The 16,367-nt window shown below is 74.0% G+C and carries 20 protein-coding genes and 1 riboswitch; of the genes, 5 read left to right on the top strand and 15 right to left on the bottom strand.

The window, feature by feature from the left end:
- Window positions 1–58 precede the first annotated feature (58 nt).
- The 10 genes from BG452_RS43880 to rpmB form a co-directional block, all read right to left on the bottom strand.
- A complete protein-coding gene (locus BG452_RS43880; RefSeq protein WP_188309990.1) occupies window positions 59–979 on the bottom strand; it encodes a hypothetical protein in 921 nt (306 codons plus the stop codon).
- Window positions 980–1,151: 172 nt separating this feature from the next.
- Window positions 1,152–1,973 carry a thioesterase family protein gene (locus BG452_RS43875; RefSeq protein WP_188309989.1) on the bottom strand — a complete coding sequence of 274 codons (822 nt, stop codon included), beginning with the start codon at window positions 1,971–1,973 and terminating at the stop codon, window positions 1,152–1,154.
- A gap of 176 nt (window positions 1,974–2,149) precedes the next feature.
- Window positions 2,150–2,587, bottom strand: a complete 438-nt coding sequence (nusB, locus tag BG452_RS43870; RefSeq protein WP_188309988.1) for a transcription antitermination factor NusB — start codon at window positions 2,585–2,587, stop codon at window positions 2,150–2,152.
- A gap of 4 nt (window positions 2,588–2,591) precedes the next feature.
- The gene (efp, locus tag BG452_RS43865) at window positions 2,592–3,155 is read right to left on the bottom strand and encodes an elongation factor P (protein WP_188309987.1); all 564 of its coding nucleotides are present in this window, start codon (window positions 3,153–3,155) and stop codon (window positions 2,592–2,594) included.
- A gap of 78 nt (window positions 3,156–3,233) precedes the next feature.
- Window positions 3,234–4,340: an aminopeptidase P family protein gene (locus BG452_RS43860; RefSeq protein ID WP_188309986.1), complete on the bottom strand. Its 1,107-nt coding sequence runs from the start codon at window positions 4,338–4,340 to the stop codon at window positions 3,234–3,236.
- A gap of 130 nt (window positions 4,341–4,470) precedes the next feature.
- Window positions 4,471–4,644, bottom strand: coding sequence for a 50S ribosomal protein L32 (gene rpmF / locus BG452_RS43855; protein WP_188309985.1), 174 nt, complete (start codon window positions 4,642–4,644; stop codon window positions 4,471–4,473).
- A gap of 9 nt (window positions 4,645–4,653) precedes the next feature.
- Window positions 4,654–4,917 carry a 30S ribosomal protein S18 gene (gene rpsR, locus BG452_RS43850; RefSeq protein ID WP_188309984.1) on the bottom strand — a complete coding sequence of 88 codons (264 nt, stop codon included), beginning with the start codon at window positions 4,915–4,917 and terminating at the stop codon, window positions 4,654–4,656.
- A gap of 56 nt (window positions 4,918–4,973) precedes the next feature.
- Window positions 4,974–6,143: a CobW family GTP-binding protein gene (locus BG452_RS43845; protein WP_188309983.1), complete on the bottom strand. Its 1,170-nt coding sequence runs from the start codon at window positions 6,141–6,143 to the stop codon at window positions 4,974–4,976.
- Window positions 6,144–6,148: 5 nt separating this feature from the next.
- A complete protein-coding gene (rpsN, locus tag BG452_RS43840) occupies window positions 6,149–6,454 on the bottom strand; it encodes a 30S ribosomal protein S14 (RefSeq protein WP_188309982.1) in 306 nt (101 codons plus the stop codon).
- A complete protein-coding gene (rpmB, locus tag BG452_RS43835; protein ID WP_188309981.1) occupies window positions 6,454–6,690 on the bottom strand; it encodes a 50S ribosomal protein L28 in 237 nt (78 codons plus the stop codon). Before rpmB ends, rpsN begins: the two co-directional genes overlap by 1 nt.
- A 131-nt stretch (window positions 6,691–6,821) precedes the next feature.
- Between rpmB and rpmG the strand changes: the two genes are divergently transcribed.
- Both rpmG and BG452_RS43825 read left to right on the top strand, forming a co-directional pair.
- Complete coding sequence (gene rpmG / locus BG452_RS43830) at window positions 6,822–6,986, top strand: 50S ribosomal protein L33 (protein ID WP_188309980.1); 165 nt, start codon at window positions 6,822–6,824, stop codon at window positions 6,984–6,986.
- Window positions 6,987–7,085: 99 nt separating this feature from the next.
- Window positions 7,086–7,334: a type B 50S ribosomal protein L31 gene (locus BG452_RS43825; protein ID WP_188309979.1), complete on the top strand. Its 249-nt coding sequence runs from the start codon at window positions 7,086–7,088 to the stop codon at window positions 7,332–7,334.
- Window positions 7,335–7,400: 66 nt separating this feature from the next.
- Here the strand turns inward: BG452_RS43825 and BG452_RS43820 are convergent, their stop codons facing one another.
- Window positions 7,401–7,973, bottom strand: coding sequence for a helix-turn-helix domain-containing protein (locus BG452_RS43820; protein ID WP_188309978.1), 573 nt, complete (start codon window positions 7,971–7,973; stop codon window positions 7,401–7,403).
- Window positions 7,974–8,124: 151 nt separating this feature from the next.
- Between BG452_RS43820 and BG452_RS43815 the strand changes: the two genes are divergently transcribed.
- Entirely contained in the window at window positions 8,125–8,976 is an 852-nt protein-coding gene (locus BG452_RS43815; RefSeq protein ID WP_188309977.1) for an EamA family transporter, read from the top strand.
- A gap of 18 nt (window positions 8,977–8,994) precedes the next feature.
- On the opposite strand, the gene BG452_RS43810 is transcribed toward BG452_RS43815, so the two are convergent.
- Window positions 8,995–10,110, bottom strand: a complete 1,116-nt coding sequence (locus BG452_RS43810; protein ID WP_188309976.1) for a HoxN/HupN/NixA family nickel/cobalt transporter — start codon at window positions 10,108–10,110, stop codon at window positions 8,995–8,997.
- A gap of 31 nt (window positions 10,111–10,141) precedes the next feature.
- Window positions 10,142–10,336: riboswitch (cobalamin riboswitch) on the bottom strand.
- Window positions 10,337–10,417: 81 nt separating this feature from the next.
- Between BG452_RS43810 and BG452_RS43805 the strand changes: the two genes are divergently transcribed.
- Window positions 10,418–10,801 (top strand): ArsR/SmtB family transcription factor, encoded by a 384-nt coding sequence (locus BG452_RS43805; RefSeq protein WP_188309975.1) that lies wholly within the window; start codon window positions 10,418–10,420, stop codon window positions 10,799–10,801.
- A 69-nt stretch (window positions 10,802–10,870) separates the two neighbouring features.
- Entirely contained in the window at window positions 10,871–12,544 is a 1,674-nt protein-coding gene (locus tag BG452_RS43800) for a hypothetical protein (protein ID WP_317621519.1), read from the top strand.
- Window positions 12,545–12,590: 46 nt separating this feature from the next.
- Here BG452_RS43800 and BG452_RS43795 read toward each other — a convergent pair whose 3' ends face one another.
- The 3 genes from BG452_RS43795 to BG452_RS43785 all read right to left on the bottom strand — a co-directional run.
- Window positions 12,591–14,594, bottom strand: coding sequence for an AAA family ATPase (locus BG452_RS43795; RefSeq protein ID WP_188309974.1), 2,004 nt, complete (start codon window positions 14,592–14,594; stop codon window positions 12,591–12,593).
- Window positions 14,595–14,666: 72 nt separating this feature from the next.
- Window positions 14,667–15,476, bottom strand: coding sequence for an Fpg/Nei family DNA glycosylase (locus BG452_RS43790; RefSeq protein ID WP_188309973.1), 810 nt, complete (start codon window positions 15,474–15,476; stop codon window positions 14,667–14,669).
- 67 nt (window positions 15,477–15,543) lie between these two features.
- Window positions 15,544–16,367, bottom strand: an 824-nt coding sequence (locus BG452_RS43785) for an AAA family ATPase (RefSeq protein ID WP_188309972.1), incomplete at its 5' end; no start/stop codon positions are given.

Genomic DNA, 16,367 nt, shown 5'->3' with positions numbered 1-16,367 from the left:
GGGGAGCCGCGCCGCGGTGTCGCTGTGACCGCCACCTCGGCCAGGCCTCGGCCAGACCTCAGCAGACCGTCCCCAGGCTGTAGCCCGGCTGCGCCGCGATCCCGTCCAGCCGGACCGGGCGGGCGGCCGGTGCCCAGTCCGGCCCGCTGCTCGACCAGGCCCAGGCCGCCGGCAGGTACTCGCCGCAGGAGGCGGCCGAGCCCTGCGAGCCGTGGAGCACGGCGACCGCGGGCAGCTCCAGCGCCAGCCCCGCGCACAGCACGGCGCAGACCAGCTCCAGGTCCTCGTCGTTGATCCGCACCACGCCGTCCTCCCACTGCAGCACCCGGGCCGCCGCGGTCAGCTTCCCGCCCGGCGCCTCCACCCGCAGCCGCAGCTCGTACACCCCGGCGCCCGCGCCGACCAGCATCCGGCGGAACACCTCGCCCCCGCGCTGGTAGGCGGCGCGAACCCAGCGCACGTGCTCCTCGTCCGTCTCCGCCGCGCCCCCGTACAGCCCGCCGTCGAGCAGCAGGTCGGCGTGGCAGAGCGTCAGCCCGTTCTCCCGGGCCCGGACCAGCCGCGGCACGAAGTCCCCGGCCAGTTCCTCGCCCTGATAGGCCAGCAGCTGGGTGTGCAGCGGCGGGTTGACCAGGTAGCGGTCCCGGGCGGCGGGCTCGGCCGGGTCCAGTCCGTGCAGCAGGCAGAACTCCGCGAAGTCCTGCGGGTGGAACATCCGGGCCCGGACGGTCTCGAACCGCTCCAGCGCGTCGGCCAGCAGCTCGGCGGTGTCGGCCAGGTAGCGCTCGTAGTCGGGGGCGTCGCAGACCCCCCAGGCGCGGGCCCGGGCGAAGTCCGCGGCGCTGGTGAGCACCCCCATGACGAACGCCTGCTCGGCCCCCTCGACCCGCTGCGGCCGGTGCGGCGCCCGCAGCGCGGGGCGCGGGCCGCCGGCGGTGCAGTCGGAGTTGCGGCGGGCGCGGCCCTTGCGGCTGGTCATCGGGGGCTCCTGGCGTCGGCGGACGGGCGTCTGGCGGTGACGGTCAGCGGCGGAGCTCGCCGCTGACCGTGTTACTCCCCAGTTCCGCGCGCCACACACGTACGGCGTGTCACAGGAATGTAACCACCGGTAATAGCCGAGTTCGCCGAGTCGTCAGGAGCCAGGCCAAGCCCTATCGCGGCACCCGGGCCAGCTGGCGGGACTGGGCGACCAGGCGACCGGCCTCGTCCCAGATCTCGGCGTCCTCCTCGAAGTAGCCGCCGGCCATGTTGCGGGTGGAGTGGACGACCCGCAGCCAGCCCGGGGCGGGCTTGGCGCGCAGGTGGACGGTCAGCTCGACGGTCGGGGCCCAGCCGGGCAGGCCGAGGTCGAAGGTGACCGGCGGCAGCGCGTCGGCGACCAGCAGGAGCAGCAGCGGGTCGGGCTCGCGGCCGTCGGCGAGCCGGAACCAGCCCTGGATCCGGCCGTTGCCGGAGGGCTGTCCGAGCGCCCAGCCGACGGTGGCCGGGTCGAGCCGCAGGTCGAAGCGCTCCAGCAGGGCGGCCTGCTCGACCAGCTGCCGGGGCGCGTGCTCGATGCCGATGCACTGCTCCGGCGGCGGCAGCTGCGGCGGGGTGGCGCTGGTGCGCACCTCGCCGTCGGCGGTGGCGAGGTCACCGTGGCTGGCCACCACCCGCAGGCGTTCGACGCCGTCCTGGCTGAGCGAGGCGGTGCCGGTGGACAGGCCGCGGCCGGAGCGCAGCACCTCGGTGCGGACGGTGGCCGGGCCGGGGGTGGAGGCGGACAGGTAGTAACCGCTGATCGACACCGGGTCCGGGTGCTGCCCGTGCTCCAGCGACAGCGCGTGTCCGGCCACGGCGAGCAGCAGCCCGCCGTTGACCCCGCCGCCGATCTGCCAGCCGGCGCCGAGTTCGGCCTCGTAGCGGCCGGCCTCCTCGGGGTGTCTGGTCAGGGCGATGCCCCGGTCGAACTCGCTGCGGGTCGCGGTGGTCATGGGTGGCCTGCCCTTCAGTGCGCTGACGCGGTCGCCGGCGGTCCCGCCAGCGAAGTTACTGGCGAGTAGGGATCCACATTACGCCCACCGGGTGCACCTGACGACTGTCGGATCAGCGAAACGGCCGTCGGACCCGAAAGTTCGGGTCCGACGGCCGTTCCACAAGGCGTCACCGGTTACCGGCGGATGCTCGGCTTCAGTTCCATGAAGCGGGCGAGCATGCCGTTGACGAAGGCCGGGGAGTCGTCCGTGGAGAACTCCTTGGCGATCTCGACGGCCTCGTCCAGGACGACCGCGTCCGGGACGCCGTCCTCCCAGATCAGCTCGTACGCGCCGAGCCGCAGGACGTTGCGGTCCACGATCGGCATCCGGTCGAGGGTCCAGCCCACCGCGTACTGCTCGATCAGGTCGTCGATGCGACCGGCGTACTGGACGTACCCCTCGATGAGCTCCATCGTGTACTCGCCGACCTGCGGGGTGCCCTCGTCGGGCTTGGGCTCGCGGGCGCGGGCCACCCAGTCGGCGAGGACCTGCTGCGGGTCGACCCCGCGGTGGTCGGCCTCGAAGAGGATCTGGAAGGCCCGGGTACGGGCCTTGCTACGTGCGGCCGACACGGACTTACTTCACCCGGCCGAGGTAGCTGCCGTCGCGGGTGTCGACCTTGACCTTCTCACCGGTGGTGATGAAGAGCGGCACCTGGATCTCGGCACCCGTCTCCAGGGTGGCCGGCTTGGTGCCACCGGTGGAGCGGTCGCCCTGGACGCCCGGCTCGGTCTCGGCGATGGTCAGCTCGACGGAGGTCGGGAGCTCGATGTAGAGCACCTCGCCCTCGTTCTGCGCGACGAGGGCCTCGAAGCCCTCCAGCAGGTACTTGGAGGCGTCGCCGACGACGGCGGGCTCGATGGTCAGCTGGTCGTAGGTGTCCATGTCCATGAACACGAAGTTCTCGCCGTCCTTGTACGAGAACTGCATGCCGCGCTTGTCGACGTTGGCGGTCTCGACCTTGGTGCCGGCGTTGAAGGTCTTGTCGACGACCTTGCCCGTCAGGACCTCCTTGAGCTTCGTACGCACGAAGGCCGGGCCCTTGCCGGGCTTGACGTGCTGGAACTCGACGACGGACCAGAGCTTGCCGCCCTCCAGCTTGAGGACCATGCCGTTCTTGAGATCGTTCGTGGAAGCCACGGGCGCACTTACTCCTGGATATAGCTGTCAAGGAACCAAGGGGTCGCGTCCTGTCGCCGACGGCCTTCGGGGCCGCCGTCACAGGGCGAGGAGCTCCTTGGTGGTGATGGTGAGCAGCTCGGGCCCGCCCTCCTCGAGGGGGCGTACGACGAGCGTGTCCTCGATCCGGACCCCGCCCTTGCCCGGGAGGTGGACCCCTGGGCCGACGGTGACCGGCACGCGGCTGTCCAGTTTACCCATGTCCGAAGGACCGAGGCGCGGCGCCTCCCGGATCTCCAGCCCGATGCCGTGGCCCACCGGGTGCGGCGAGGCCTCGGTGTGGCCGGCCGCCTCCAGGACCTGGCGGGCGACCCGGTCGGGCACGCACTGCTCCACCCCCGGGCCGAGCGCCTCCCGGCCGGCCCGCTGGGCCCGGAAGACCAGCCGGTGCAGCTCGACCTGCCAGGGCGCGGGAGCGGCCCCGATCACGAAGGTCCGGGCGGTGGAGACGCCGTAGCCGCGGTACTGGGCGCCCATCACCACGGTGAGGAAGTCACCCTCCTCCACCCGCCGGTCGGTCGGCTGGTGGGCGGGCTGGCCGGAGTGGCCGCCGGTGCCGACGGACACCGGGAAGGCGGCCCGGTCGGCGCCGTGGTCGATCATCCGGCGCTCCAGCTCCATCGCCAGGTGCCGCTCGGTCCGGCCGACCAGGATCGACTCCAGCAGCTCGCCGAGCGCCTGGTCGGCGATCTCGGCGGCGATCCGCAGGTCGGCGATCTCGTGCTCGTCCTTCACCACCCGCAGCCGCTCCACCAGCCGGCCGAGGTCCGTCAGCCGGGCCCCCTCCAGCAGGCCCGCCACCGCCCGGTGCCGGGTGACGGTCAGGTCGTGCTCCTCCACCGCCAGGCCCCGCACCCCCAGCCGCCCGGCCGTGGCCGCGGCGGCCAGCGCGGTGTCCGACCCGGCCGGCACCGGCACCTGGGTGACGTCGGGGGCGATCAGGTGCTCCCCGGAGTCGTCCGGCGGCAGGTCGTCCGGCAGCGTCAGCAGCGTCCGGTCCCGGGTCAGCAGCAAGGTCGCCCCGCAGGGCGCGCAGCCCGTCAGATACCGCACGTTCGCCGCCCGGGTGATCAGCGCCGCATCGGCCCCGGCCGCACCGCAGTGCTCCCTCACCCGCTCCCGCCGACCCGCGTACGCATCCGCCATGCGTCGAGCCTACGAACCCTCGGCCCGAACCGCCCGCCGAGCACCCCCGCCGGATGCTCCGGCACCCCACTGCGCCCCGCGCGCCCCCGCCCGCCCCTCCCCACCACCTCCCCTCCCGTGCGGTTCGCCGCTACCGCGCCTCCGGATCGATCAGCCCGCGACGGTAGGCCGGGACGAGGTTCTGCGGGACGAGCAGCTCGCGGCCGTCGAGGGTGATCGGCACCAGCTTGGGAGCGGTCGCCTTCCACTGGGCGCGGCGGTGCCGGGTGTTGCTGCGGGAGGTCCTGCGCTTGGGGACTGCCATCGGGGGCTCCTATCGGGTGGTGCCGGAGGCGTACGGGAGGAGGGCCATCTCGCGGGCGTTCCTGATCGCCCGGGCCATCGCCCGCTGCTGCTGGACGGTGAGGCGGGTGACGCGCCGATGGGGGCCCCTCCCGGCCGAAGGCTGGGGGAGGATCTTGCCGCGGTCGGAGACGAAGCGGCGCAGCAGGTCGGTGTCCTTGTAGTCGATGTACTCGATACCGGCCGCGATCAGCGGGTTGGGGCGGGCCTTCGGCGGGGTGGTGCGTTTGCGCATGGGTGCTCCGTTTCAGAGGTTCCGGAGGTTTCCGGGCTTCGGGGGTTCCGGGGGCTTCAGAGGTGGACGGGGTCGAGCAGGTCCTGGAAGGCGTCCGGGAGGGCCTTCCAGCCGGGTTCGCCGGCGGCGAGTTCGGCGTCGGTGAGCAGGCAGGAGTCGAGCAGTTCGGTGATGCCGTCGACGTCCAGCCCCTCGGCGGTGAAGCTGAGCTGCTGGACCCGGTCGCCGTGCAGCGGGTGCCAGTCGAGGGCGGCGGCGGCGCGGCGGGCCGGCGGGTAGAGGTCCCAGGCGGCGTCGGGCAGGGCGGAGAGCCACGGCCCGCACTCCTCGACCGCGAGGTTGGCCCCGGCCGCGTCCCAGGCGAGCATCAGGTCGGGCCGGTTGGCCAGCCAGAACCGGCCGCGGCTGCGTTGGGCGGCCGGGACGAGCAGTTCGAGGGCCCGGTGCAGCCGTTCCGGGTGGAGGGGGCGGCGGCGCTCCCAGACCAGGGTCGCCACCCCGGCCTCGTCGCCCTCCTGGGGGAGCAGCGCGATCGCCGGGTTGACGCGGTCGCGGGCGGCGGCGACGTCGAAGCCGCCGAGCGCGGCCCGGGTGAGCGCGCCGGTGCCGAGCCGGACCACCCGGGCGGTCGGGTGGAGCCGGCGCAGCAGTGCGAGCCCCGGCGCGTGCGCCGCGGCGCACGGCACGGCGAGGGTGGTGGCGTACTCGACCTGGTGGGCGAGCGCCTCCGCGCGGGTGCGGTCGTCCCGGGCGGCGGTGTGTTCGCCGTGCTCCAGCAGGTCGTCGGGGACGGAGAGTTCGGCGATCAGCCGGTCCGGGTCGACGGCGGTGACCACGCCCGCGAGTTCGATCGCCTCCGCCAGGAGCCGGCCGTCCACCTCGCCGCCGGCGAGCACCTCGACGGCGGGGTGCGGGTCGCTGCCGCCCCAGAGTTCGACCACCGCGAGCCCGTACCGGCCGCCGTCGGCGATCTCCAGCAGCCGGGGCAGCAGGTCCTCGCGCAGGGCGCAGCAGCCGCAGTCGTTCACCAGCGGGACCGTCGCGGTGTCGAACGCCCCGCCCGCGTCCCGCAGTTCGCGGTGGACGAGGCCGCGGGAGGCGTCCCGCAGGTCGTGCCGCAGCACCACGGCATCCACCGCGGTGGCCGTCAACTCCTGGACGGCGGCCCGGCGTTCGTCCTGGTGGAGGCCGGCGACCACGACCACCGGGAGCCTGGTCCCGTCCATGCCGCTCACCAGCTCGCCTTGCGGACGCCCGGCAGGTGCCCGGCGTGGGCGTGCACCCGCAGGTTGACCCGGGAGAGGCCGAAGGCGCGCAGGTAGCCGCGGGGGCGGCCGTCGACGGCGTCGCGGTTGCGGACCCTGGTGGCGCTGGCGTCGCGCGGCTGGCGGGCGAGTTCGGCCTGGGCGGCGGCGCGCTCGGCGGGGGCGGTGCCGGGGTGGGCGATGATCCGCTTGAGTGCGGCCCGGCGCTCGGCGTAGCGGGCGACGGTCGCGCGGCGCCGCTCGTTCTTGGCGATCTTGCTCTGCTTGGCCATCAGACCTTCTCCCCCCGGGCGCGGATGCGGGCGACGGCGGCCTCGATGCCGATCGTGTCGATGGTGCGGATGCCCTTGGCGCTCAGGACGAGCCGCACGTGGCGGCCCTCGCTGGGCAGCCAGTAGCGCTTGCGCTGGATGTTGGGGTCGAAGCGGCGCGGGGTGCGGCGGTGCGAGTGCGAGATCGCGTTGCCGAAGCCGGGCCGGCGGCCGGTGAGCTGGCAGTGGGCGGACATGGGTGCTCCCTGGCGTCCGGGAATGGGCGGGACGGTGGTCACGTTACACCAGATGAAAATGACTTCCATTTCGGTGTACGGTTCCGACCCAGCCCCGAATCCCGCACCACCAGGCCCCAGGAGGACGCCCGATGGCCCGCAGCGAACTGCGCCCGGTGATCAAGCTCCGCTCCACCGCCGGCACCGGCTACACGTACGTGACCCGCAAGAACCGGCACAACGACCCGGACCGGATGGTCCTGCGCAAGTACGACCCGGCCGCGGGCCGGCACGTCGACTTCCGCGAAGAGCGCTGACCCACCACCCCGCCGACCCACCACGTCCCGCCACCCCACCGACCCACCGCCCCGCTGACCCACCACCCCGCTGACCCACCACCCCGGAGGAGCCCAGCCATGAAGCCCGGAATCCACCCCAGCTACCGCCCGGTCGTCTTCCGCGACAAGGTCGGCGGCCTCGCCTTCCTCACCCGCTCGACCGTCACCAGCGACCGCACCGTCGAGTGGGAGGACGGCAACACCTACCCGGTGATCGACGTCGAGATCTCCTCGGCGAGCCACCCCTTCTACACCGGTCAGTCCCGGGTGCTCGACACCGCCGGCCGGGTGGAGCAGTTCCGCCGCCGCTACGGCGACCGGCACTGACGGCACGACGCCGGAACGGCGCCCCCCGACCAGGGGAGGCGCCGTTCCGGCGTGCACGGGAGGGGCTCAGCGCGGCGGCGGCACCGACACCACCATGGTCAGCCGCAGCTCCCGCTCCCCCGCGTTGCGGTAGACGTGCGCGAAGGAGGCGTCGAAGGAGACCGTGCTGCCGGCCGGCACCGCGTGCTCGCGCTCGCCGTGCACCAGGGTCAGCTCGCCCTCGACGACCCGGAGGAGTTCCACCGTCCCGGCCGGGTGCGGCTCGGAGGAGTACTCCTCGCCGGGCGCCATCCGCCAGTCCCACAGCTCCAGCGGCCCGGGGGCCTCGATCCCGTGCAGCAGGGTGCCCGTCCCGCCGGCCGGTCCGGTCCAGAGCGGGACGGCCTGGTCGCCGGGCACGATCCGGACGTCCGGGCCCTCCTCGTAGTCGAGCAGGGTGGCGATCGAGACGCCGAGCGCATCGCCGAGCCGTACGACGGTGGCCACGCTCGGATTGGTGCGGCCCTGCTCGATCTGGACGATCATGCCGCGGCTCACCCCGGAGCGGGCGGCCAGGGCGTCCAGGGTGTGGCCGCGCTCGGTGCGCAGCCGCTTGACGTTCCGGGCGAGGGCCCGGGAGACGAGGTCGGGGTCCGGCACGCGGGCAGTCCTCCGGTGTCCACCGTACGAGAAGTACAGAATATTGTTCGGCCGAGTTCAGTTCAGTGCACTACGCTGCCGTTCCAGCAACGAGTCCATCCGACTGTACTTCGGAGTGCATTGTGCTGTCCTCGAACCCCGGGTCGCTCCGGTGACCGCCCTGCTCGCCCTCGCCGCCAGCCTGCTCACCGGCCTGGGCGACTTCGGCGGCGGCGTCCTCACCCGCCGGCTGCCCGCGCTCGCCGTCGTGGTCGTCTCCCAGGGCACGGCCACCGCCGTCCTGCTCCTCGCGCTCCTGGCCACCGGCGGCCCGGCCCACGCCTCCCCGGCGCTCTGGTACGCCGTCGCCGCTGGGGTGATCGGCCCGTTCGCGATGCTCGCCTTCTACCGGGCGCTCGCACTCGGCCCGATGGGAGTGGTGTCCCCGCTCGCCACCGTCGGCGTCGTGGTGCCGGTCGGCGTCGGGCTCGCCCTCGGCGAGCGGCCCGGCCCCGGCCAGCTCGCCGGGATCGCGGTGGCGGTGGCCGGCGTGGTGCTGGCCGGCGGCCCCGAGCGCGGCGGCCCGGCCGCGGCCCGCACCGCCCTGCTGCTCACCCTGGCCGCCGCCTTCGGCTTCGGGGCCACCATGTCACTGCTCTCGCAGGCCTCGGCCGGCGGCGGGCTGCTGCTCGCGCTGTTCGTCCAGCGGCTCGTCAATATCCTCGTCGGCGGTGCCGCGCTGCTGATCGGGCTGCGCGGCACCGACACCGCCGGGCTGCTGCCGGAGCTGCGCTCCCGCCTGCCCCTGCTCACCTGCGTCGGGCTGGCCGACGTCGCGGGCAACGCCGCCTACGCGATGGCCTCGCACGGTGACTCGCCCGCGACGGCCGCCGTGCTCGCCTCGCTCTACCCGGTGGTCACCGCCCTGCTGGCGCGCGGCGTGCTGAAGGAGCGGCTGCGCCCGGTCCAGGTGGTCGGCGCCGGGCTCGCCGTCGCGGGCACGCTGCTGCTCGCGGCGGCGTGACCACCGGGCGGCCTCCCGCTACGGCCGCTTCGCGGGCGTCCAGCGCTTCTCGACGCCGGTCAGCTTCCAGTAGGCGATGGCGATCGCCCACACCACCACGAACAACCCCGCGATCGCGTAGCCGACGTTGTCCAGCGAGATGTCCGCGATGAACCCGGTCACCGGGTCGGTCAGGTCGAGCTTCTCGTGCAGCACGCCGACCAGCTCGATGGTGCCGATGATGAAGGCCACCGCGATCGACAGCCCGGTGATGGTCAGGTTGTAGTACACCTTGCGCACCGGGTTGGAGAAGGCCCACTGGTACGCGAAGTTCATGAACGTCCCGTCCAGGGTGTCGAACAGGCTCATCCCGGCCGCGAACAGCAGCGGCAGGCAGACGATCGCGTACCAGGGCAGCCCCGCCGCCGCGCCCGAACCGGCCATCACCATCAGGGTGACCTCGGTCGCGGTGTCGAAGCCCAGGCCCAGCACCATGCCGACCGGGAACATCTGCCCGGGCCGGGTGATCGAGCGGGTCGCCCTGTTCAGGATCCGGGCCATGAAGCCGCGCGAGTTGAGGTGCTCCTCCAGCTCCGCCTCGTCGTACCTTCCGGCCCGCATCGAGCGGAACACCTTGAGGATGCCGAGCAGCGCCGCCAGGTTGAGCGCCCCGATCAGGTAGAGGAAGGCGCCGGAGGCCGTGGTGCCGACCAGCCCGAGCCACTTGTGGGTGGCCGAGTCGTCGTCCATCAGGGTGTTCGCCAGCTGGGCGCCGCCCGCCACCAGGGCGGCCATCAGGACCACCATCGAGGAGTGCCCGAGGGCGAACCAGAAGCCCACCGAGACCGGACGCTTGCCGTCCGCCATCAGCTTGCGGGTGGTGTTGTCGATCACCGCGATGTGGTCCGCGTCGAAGGCGTGCCGCATGCCCAGGGTGTACGCGGTGATGCCCAGGCCGACCCCGAACACCTGGGTGCCGACCGTGTAGCCGTGGGGCGCGACCAGGAAGACGAGCGTCCCGAAGGCCACCACGTGCATGGCGAGGATCACCCCCATCAGCCCGGCGGTACGGAAAGTGTCCTCGCGCTTCCACCGGAAGGTGGGCAGGACGGAGAGGGCCGCCTCGGCAGGCGTGGCGGTTTCGGGCAGGGTCATCTTCGGATCACGCTCCAGCACCTCGTGGAATGACTTCGTGAGATGCCGTGGCCGGTCTCCTGGCTTACGGGGCTTCCGGACCCGCCTTCCCAGGCGCACGAGGCGCCCAGTGGCACGTGGGTTCGGACGACTGTCCCCCGATCACAGTGGCGAGGGCCGCTCCGGAATGGGACCTGTTGAGGGTCCGTCACCGGTCTTCCCGAGCACCACGGCGGGGAACACCGTAGGGGCAGGACCGCACCCCCGCAAGGCTGCGCACCTGTGCAGGTGTCCAGGATCACAGGTCGTGAGCTGCCAGAATGTCCGCATGCATCTCGTACCGGCCGACCGCGCGGGCCACCGCACCATCGACGGACACCGGGTCTGCGAGGCCATCGCCGCCATCGGGGACACCGCCCACGTCCGGTCCTGGGCCGAGCGGTTCTCGCTGCTCTCCGACCCCGGACGGCTCGCCCTGCTGCTCGCCCTCCACCGGGCCGGCCCGCTCGCCGTCAGCGACCTGGCGGTCGCCACCGGCATGCGCGACCCGGCCGTCTCCCAGGCCCTGCGGCTGCTCCGCACCGCCGGCGTGGTCACCGGCGACAAGGACGGACGCGTGGTGCGCTACCGGCTCGTGGACGACGCCCTGCGCCCCCTCCTCGACGAGTGCGCCGCCGGCGAGCACGAGGAGCCCACCGCGGCGGCGGGCTGACCGACACTCGGAACTGCCCGTCTCCCGCGAACGGACGCCTAGGCGCGGCCGGATGAGTACGATCACGATGTGCCGTCCCACCCCCACGTCTGGCCCGCCGACCGCTGGAACACCCGCCCGGTCAAGGCCCGCGTGCTGGCGGTCGCCCGCACCCTCACCTCCGCGACCCGGGTCCTGGACGTCCTCGCCCTGCTGAACCCGGACGGCATCGAGCGGTACTTCACCGTCAACCCCGGCTCCGTGTTCGCCGACCGCGCCCTGGACGAGTACCTCCACGGCCTGCCCGGCTACACCGTGCTGGACTGGGAGGACGCCGTCCGACGCCGCTTCGACCTGGCCGTCGCCTGCGCCGTCCACTCCTCCATGCACCGCCTGGACGCCCGCCTGGTCGTCCTCCCGCACGGTGCCGGCTACAACCGGCTGGTCACCGAGTCCACCGGCGACCAGGTGAGCGCCGCCGGCCTCTCCCGCAACGAACTCACCCACCACGGCCGGGTGTTCGTGGACGTCCTCGGCCTCTCCCACCCCGAACAGCTGGACCGGCTGCGGACCTCCTGCCCCGAGGCCCTGGACGTCGCCCGGGTCGTCGGCGACCCGTGCTTCGACCGGATCCTGCGCAGCGAACGCTCCCGTGACGGCTACCGCGCCGCACTCGGCGCCGTACGCGGCCGCCGGCTCGTCGTCGTCGACTCCACCTGGAGCGAGCACTCGTTATTCGGCCGCCACCCCGACCTCCCCCAACGGCTGGTCCGCCAACTGCCCGCCGACGAGTACACGGTGGCCGTCGTGCTCCACCCCAACATCTGGAGCCGACACGACCCCGAGGCCCTGCTCGACGACGCCTGCCGGATGGGCCTGCGGCTCATCCCGCCCCACCAGGGCTGGCAGGCCGCGCTCGTCGCCGCCGACTTCATGATCGGCGACCACGGCTCGGTCTCCGTCTACGGCGCCGCCCTGGAACGCCGAACGATGATCGTCGCCACCGGCGCCGCCGAACTCGACCCGCACTCCCCCGGCTACGCCTTCGGCCAGAGCGCCCCCGTCCTCGACCCCGACGGGGACCTCGCCGCCCAGCTCGAACGCGCCCTCGCCCGGGACCCGGCCGACCTGAGCGACCTCACCGACCGCTCGCTGGCCCACCGCGGCGAATCCGCCCGGGTGCTGCGCCCGCTGCTCTACTCCTTCCTCGACGGCGTGGACGAACCCGCGGCCGCACCGGTCCTGCGCCCCTATCCCCACCCCGTGCCCCGCCCCGGGAGCACCCAAGGGCCCACCGCGTACGACGTCGAGGGCAAGAGCGAGGGGACGGAGGTCAGCCTGCGGCGCTACCCGATCGACCCCGTCGACCACACCCCGCGCGGCTTCCACGCCTTCACCGACGACCACCCCGGCGACGCCCTGCGCCACACCGCCGAGGTCCTCGCCCGCACCGAGCCGTACGCCGAACGCCCGGCCGCCCACTGGCTCGCCGACACCTTCGCCGAACTGCCCGGCCTCGCCGTCGCCGTGGCCGCCCTCGGCCCGGCCCGCCACGTGCTCCGGCTGCGCACCGGCCTACTGCTGGAGGCCCGCGCCGAACCGGCCTTCGCCGACCCCGACCCCGTCCTCGACCCGCTGCTGCTCGGCTCCGCCGTCGCCTGCTGGCTCGCCGACGGCGGCGACCCGGCCGGCCTGCCCGAGCACGGACTCACCGTCCACACCGGCGAGCACCGCACCCGGGTCGCCTTCACCACCGGTCCCTAGGACATCTCCGACGCTCCCCGCCGGGCGCGCGGCGCTGGGGCGCGCCCTAGGAAGCCAGCTCCCGCAGCCGCGCCCGGCTGCGCTCGGCCAGCTCCGGATCGTCCAGTTCCTCCGCGAGGGCGACCAGCAGGGTGTGGGCCTGGGCCTCCTTCGGGTACGCCTTCCGCTCACCGGCCCGGCGGACGCACTCGCCCGCGGCGTCGACGGCCAGGTCGAGCTGCCCGAGCGCCCGGTGGGCGCGGGCGCGCACCAGCGGCAGCTTCATCAGCATGTCGTGGTCGTCGGTGTCCGAAGCCCGGGCGGCAGCCTCCGTCAGCACGGCCAGCGCCTCGTCCGGCCGCCCGTCGGCGATCAGCGCCTGCGCCAGGTTGTAGCTCTGCACGATCTCGCCGTGGGCATCGCCCCGGTTCTCCGCCAGGGCCAGCGTGAACCGTTCCACCGCCTCGCCCGGACGGCCGTCGGCCAGGCACAGCAGGCCGTCCGTCTCGTACAGCACGCCCACCACCCGGCGCTCGGCCACCAGCGGCAGCTGCTCCGCGGCGAGCGCCAACTGCTCGGCGGCCTGCCCGTACTCCTTGCGCTCGTAGTGGGCGCGGGCGAGCTGGTTGCGCATCCGGACCACCGCGCCCGGCTGGTTGTCCCAGTGGGCCGACTCGACGCCCAGCCGATGGGTGGCGATCCAGTCCTGGTAGAGCTTGCGGCTGTGGTAGAGCGGCCACAGCGATTCGCAGAGCCGCCACACCTCGCCGTGCCACCGCTGCTCGGCCGCCGCCTCCACGACCGCGCGCAGATTGGCCCGTTCGGCGTGCAGCCACTCCAGGGCCGCCGCCCCGGAGCCGAAGCCGGGCAGTCCCTCGCCTCCGGGCTCCTGCAGCCGAAGCCGCGCCCCCATCGCCCGGTCCGCCAGCGAGCAGCGGCCCCGGTAGTAGGCCACCACCCGGGCCAGCAGGTCGACCCGGCCGGGGAGTTCACGGGTCCGGCCGTAGGCGTGCAGCCGCACCACGTCATGGGCCCGGAAGCGGTCCTCGGCGTCGGCGTCGAGCACCTCGTCCACCAGGTGCACGGCACGCAGTTCGGTCAGCGCCCGCGCGGCCTGCTCGACGCCCGCCGCGCGGGCCAGTTCGGCCGACACGAAGGGGCCCGGGTGCACACCGATCAGCCGGTAGAGCGCCCGGCCCTGCGGCGACAGCCGCTCGTACACCGCGTCGTAGGTCGGGCCGAGGCCATTCTCCTCGTCCTCCAGCACGGCCAACCTGCCCTCCCGGTCGCGCAGTTCGGCCACCACCCGGCCGACCGGCAGGTGCTCCCGGTCCAGCAGCTGGCTCCCGACCGCGTTCAGCGTGAGCGGCAGCCCGCCACACTCCTCGACCAGCTCCGCCAACTCCGCCTCGGTGCCCCGCCCGACGCCCAGCCACCCGCGCACCAGCTCGGCGCCGGCGGCCGCGCTCAGCGGCCCGAGCTGCCGCACCTCGGCGCCGTCCATCCGCAACGCGGGCAGCCGGCGCCGACTCGCGACCACCACCAGCCCGCTGGACGGGAGCAGCGCCCGGACTTCGGCGGCGTGCTCGACGTTGTCCAGGAAGAACAGGCAGCGGCGTTCGGCGGTGACCGTACGGAACTCGGTGAACCGCTCGGCCTCCGCTGCCGGGGGTTCGGAGCCGAGCGCGCGCAGGAAGCCGGCCAGCAGGTCCGGCAGGTCCACCCCGCTCTGGTGCCGGTAGGCCAGCAGGTCCGCGTAGAGGTCCCCGTCCGGGAAGCTCGTCCGGTGCTCCTCGGTGAACTTGGCGATCAGCTCGGTCTTCCCGACCCCGCCGAGTCCGGTGAACACCACGATCCCGAGCCCGCCGGCCTCGACCCGGCCCAACGCCTCGGTCAGCGCGGCGAGTTCCGGCTCGCGGTTGACGAAGGGGCCGTGCGGCGGCCGGACCTGACGGGGCCTGGGCACGCACGCCGGCTGGTGGAGGTGCAACGAGCCGATGCTGCCCGCCTGGACCACGTGGCCGCCCACCGTGGCGCCTGACACGGTGTTCGCCACCTCGCGCGGATCCATCCGCCTGCTCCCTCCGGCCGGTCGGGCCCCAGCCTACGGGCTGGGCACCCGCCCGGTGGGCGGATCAACCGCTCAGGCCGCCTGGCAGGTCGGGCACCAGAACAGGTTGCGGGCCGCGTGCGCCTCCGTCCGCACCTCCGTGCCGCAGACCAGGCAGGGCATCGCGGCACGGCGGTAGACGTACACCTCGCCGCCGTGGTCGTCCACCCGGGGCGGGCGGCCCATCGCCTCCGGGGTGTGCTCGGGGCGGACGGTGTCGATCCGGCCGGCCGCGACGCCCTCGTGCATCAGGGCGACCAGGTCGGCCCAGATCGCGTCCCACTCGCGGCGGGTGAGGTCGCGGCCGGCCCGGTGCGGGTCGATGTGGTGGCGGAACAGCACCTCGGCGCGGTACACATTGCCGACCCCGGCCAGCACCTTCTGGTCCATCAGCAGCGCGGCGACGGTCGTGCGGCTGCCCGATATCCGGCGCCAGGCGGCCTCCGGGTCGGCGTCGGCGCGCAGCGGGTCGGGGCCGAGCCGGGCGGCGACGGCGGCCTTCTCGGCGTCGGTGACCAGCGCACAGGTGGTGGGACCGCGCAGGTCGGCGTAGCCGTCGTCGTTGGCCAGCCGCAGCCGGACCAGGCCGACGGGCTCGGGCGCGGGGCCGGTGCCGAAGGTGAAGCCGCCGTAGAGGCCGAGGTGGACGTGCACCCAGGCGCCCTCCTCGAAGCCGAGGAAGAGGTGCTTGCCGGTGGCCTCCGCGCCGGTGAGCAGCTGCCCGTCGATGGCCTTGGCCTCGTCGGCGAAGCGGCCCTGCGGGCTGGAGACCCGCACCGGGCGGTCGCCGAAGGCCGTACGGTTCTGACCGGCGAGGCGGTGGATGATGTGGCCTTCCGGCACGGGTTCAGCTCCCCGGGTGGTTTCGGCGGGACGGCTCCATCATCGCAGCCGCCGACGACACCCCGGTTCAGCGGACCGGCATGCCCATCAGCCGGGCCATGATGACGCGGTCCAACTCGGCGGCCGTGCCGGCCACGTCCAGGTACGAGTTGTCGATGATCGGCAGCCCGGAGTTGTACCAGCCGGCCATCCGCCCGTGGATGCGCGCCACCTCCTCGTCACCGAGCCGCCGGGTGCCGCCGCGGCGGGCGTTGCGGCGCAGCACCGAGTCCAGGCTGGGCAGCAGCACGACCGGGATCATGCCGGGGCCGATGTGGCGCTTCCAGCCGCCGAGGCCGATCGCCGGGCGGTCCGGGAAGACGGCGTCGTCAATGATGCAGGAGATGCCGTTGGCCAGGTAGTTGCGGCAGGCGAACCCGCAGGTGCGGCGGGCCAGCCGGTACTGGGCCTCGGAGGCGTTGTTCCAGCCGGCCTGCGGGTTGGCGAAGCCGGACTGCACCCACTCGCGGACGTCGTCCAGGCTGATGTGCGCCGTCGGGGTGGCCCGGCGCTCGGCCCAGTACCGGGCCACGGTGGTCTTGCCCGCCCCGGCCGGGCCGATCAGCAGGACGGCGATGGGACCGGCGGGCGCGGGCTGGGGGGGGGGGGGTGGGGGGGGGGGGTGGGGGGGGGGGGGGGGGGGGGGGGGGGGGGGGGGGGCGGGGGGGGGGCGGGGGGGGGGGGGGGGGGGGGGGGGGGGTGGGGGGGGGGGGGGGGGTGGGGGGGGGGGTGGGCGTCTTGGTGGGGGTCGGGGTGGGCGTCGGCGTCGGGGTGTGGCACGGCGCGATGGTCTTGGTCTCGTCGATGCTCCAGCCCTTCTCGGCCGGGGTCTCGGTGGTCTTGACCACCAGG

This window comes from Streptomyces sp. CBMA123 (assembly GCF_014596465.1).
In the GTDB taxonomy this organism is placed as follows: domain Bacteria; phylum Actinomycetota; class Actinomycetes; order Streptomycetales; family Streptomycetaceae; genus Kitasatospora.
Note: the sequence above shows the minus strand (reverse complement) of the source record. Positions and strands in the feature narration are given on the sequence as shown.

Bases quoted from the DNA above. Each gene is read 5' to 3' on its own strand.
- BG452_RS43880 (WP_188309990.1), bottom strand. From the start codon at position 979: ATGACCAGCCGCAAGGGCCGCGCCCGCCGCAACTCCGACTGCACCGCC.
- BG452_RS43805 (WP_188309975.1), top strand. From the start codon at position 10,418: ATGCATCTCGTACCGGCCGACCGCGCGGGCCACCGCACCATCGACGGA.
- BG452_RS43825 (WP_188309979.1), top strand. From the start codon at position 7,086: ATGAAGCCCGGAATCCACCCCAGCTACCGCCCGGTCGTCTTCCGCGAC.
- BG452_RS43795 (WP_188309974.1), bottom strand. From the start codon at position 14,594: ATGGATCCGCGCGAGGTGGCGAACACCGTGTCAGGCGCCACGGTGGGC.
- BG452_RS43810 (WP_188309976.1), bottom strand. From the start codon at position 10,110: ATGACCCTGCCCGAAACCGCCACGCCTGCCGAGGCGGCCCTCTCCGTC.
- rpsN (WP_188309982.1), bottom strand. From the start codon at position 6,454: ATGGCCAAGCAGAGCAAGATCGCCAAGAACGAGCGGCGCCGCGCGACC.
- BG452_RS43875 (WP_188309989.1), bottom strand. From the start codon at position 1,973: ATGACCACCGCGACCCGCAGCGAGTTCGACCGGGGCATCGCCCTGACC.
- rpsR (WP_188309984.1), bottom strand. From the start codon at position 4,917: ATGCGCAAACGCACCACCCCGCCGAAGGCCCGCCCCAACCCGCTGATC.
- rpmG (WP_188309980.1), top strand. From the start codon at position 6,822: ATGGCCCGCAGCGAACTGCGCCCGGTGATCAAGCTCCGCTCCACCGCC.
- BG452_RS43860 (WP_188309986.1), bottom strand. From the start codon at position 4,340: ATGGCGGATGCGTACGCGGGTCGGCGGGAGCGGGTGAGGGAGCACTGC.
- rpmB (WP_188309981.1), bottom strand. From the start codon at position 6,690: ATGTCCGCCCACTGCCAGCTCACCGGCCGCCGGCCCGGCTTCGGCAAC.
- rpmF (WP_188309985.1), bottom strand. From the start codon at position 4,644: ATGGCAGTCCCCAAGCGCAGGACCTCCCGCAGCAACACCCGGCACCGC.
- BG452_RS43845 (WP_188309983.1), bottom strand. From the start codon at position 6,143: ATGGACGGGACCAGGCTCCCGGTGGTCGTGGTCGCCGGCCTCCACCAG.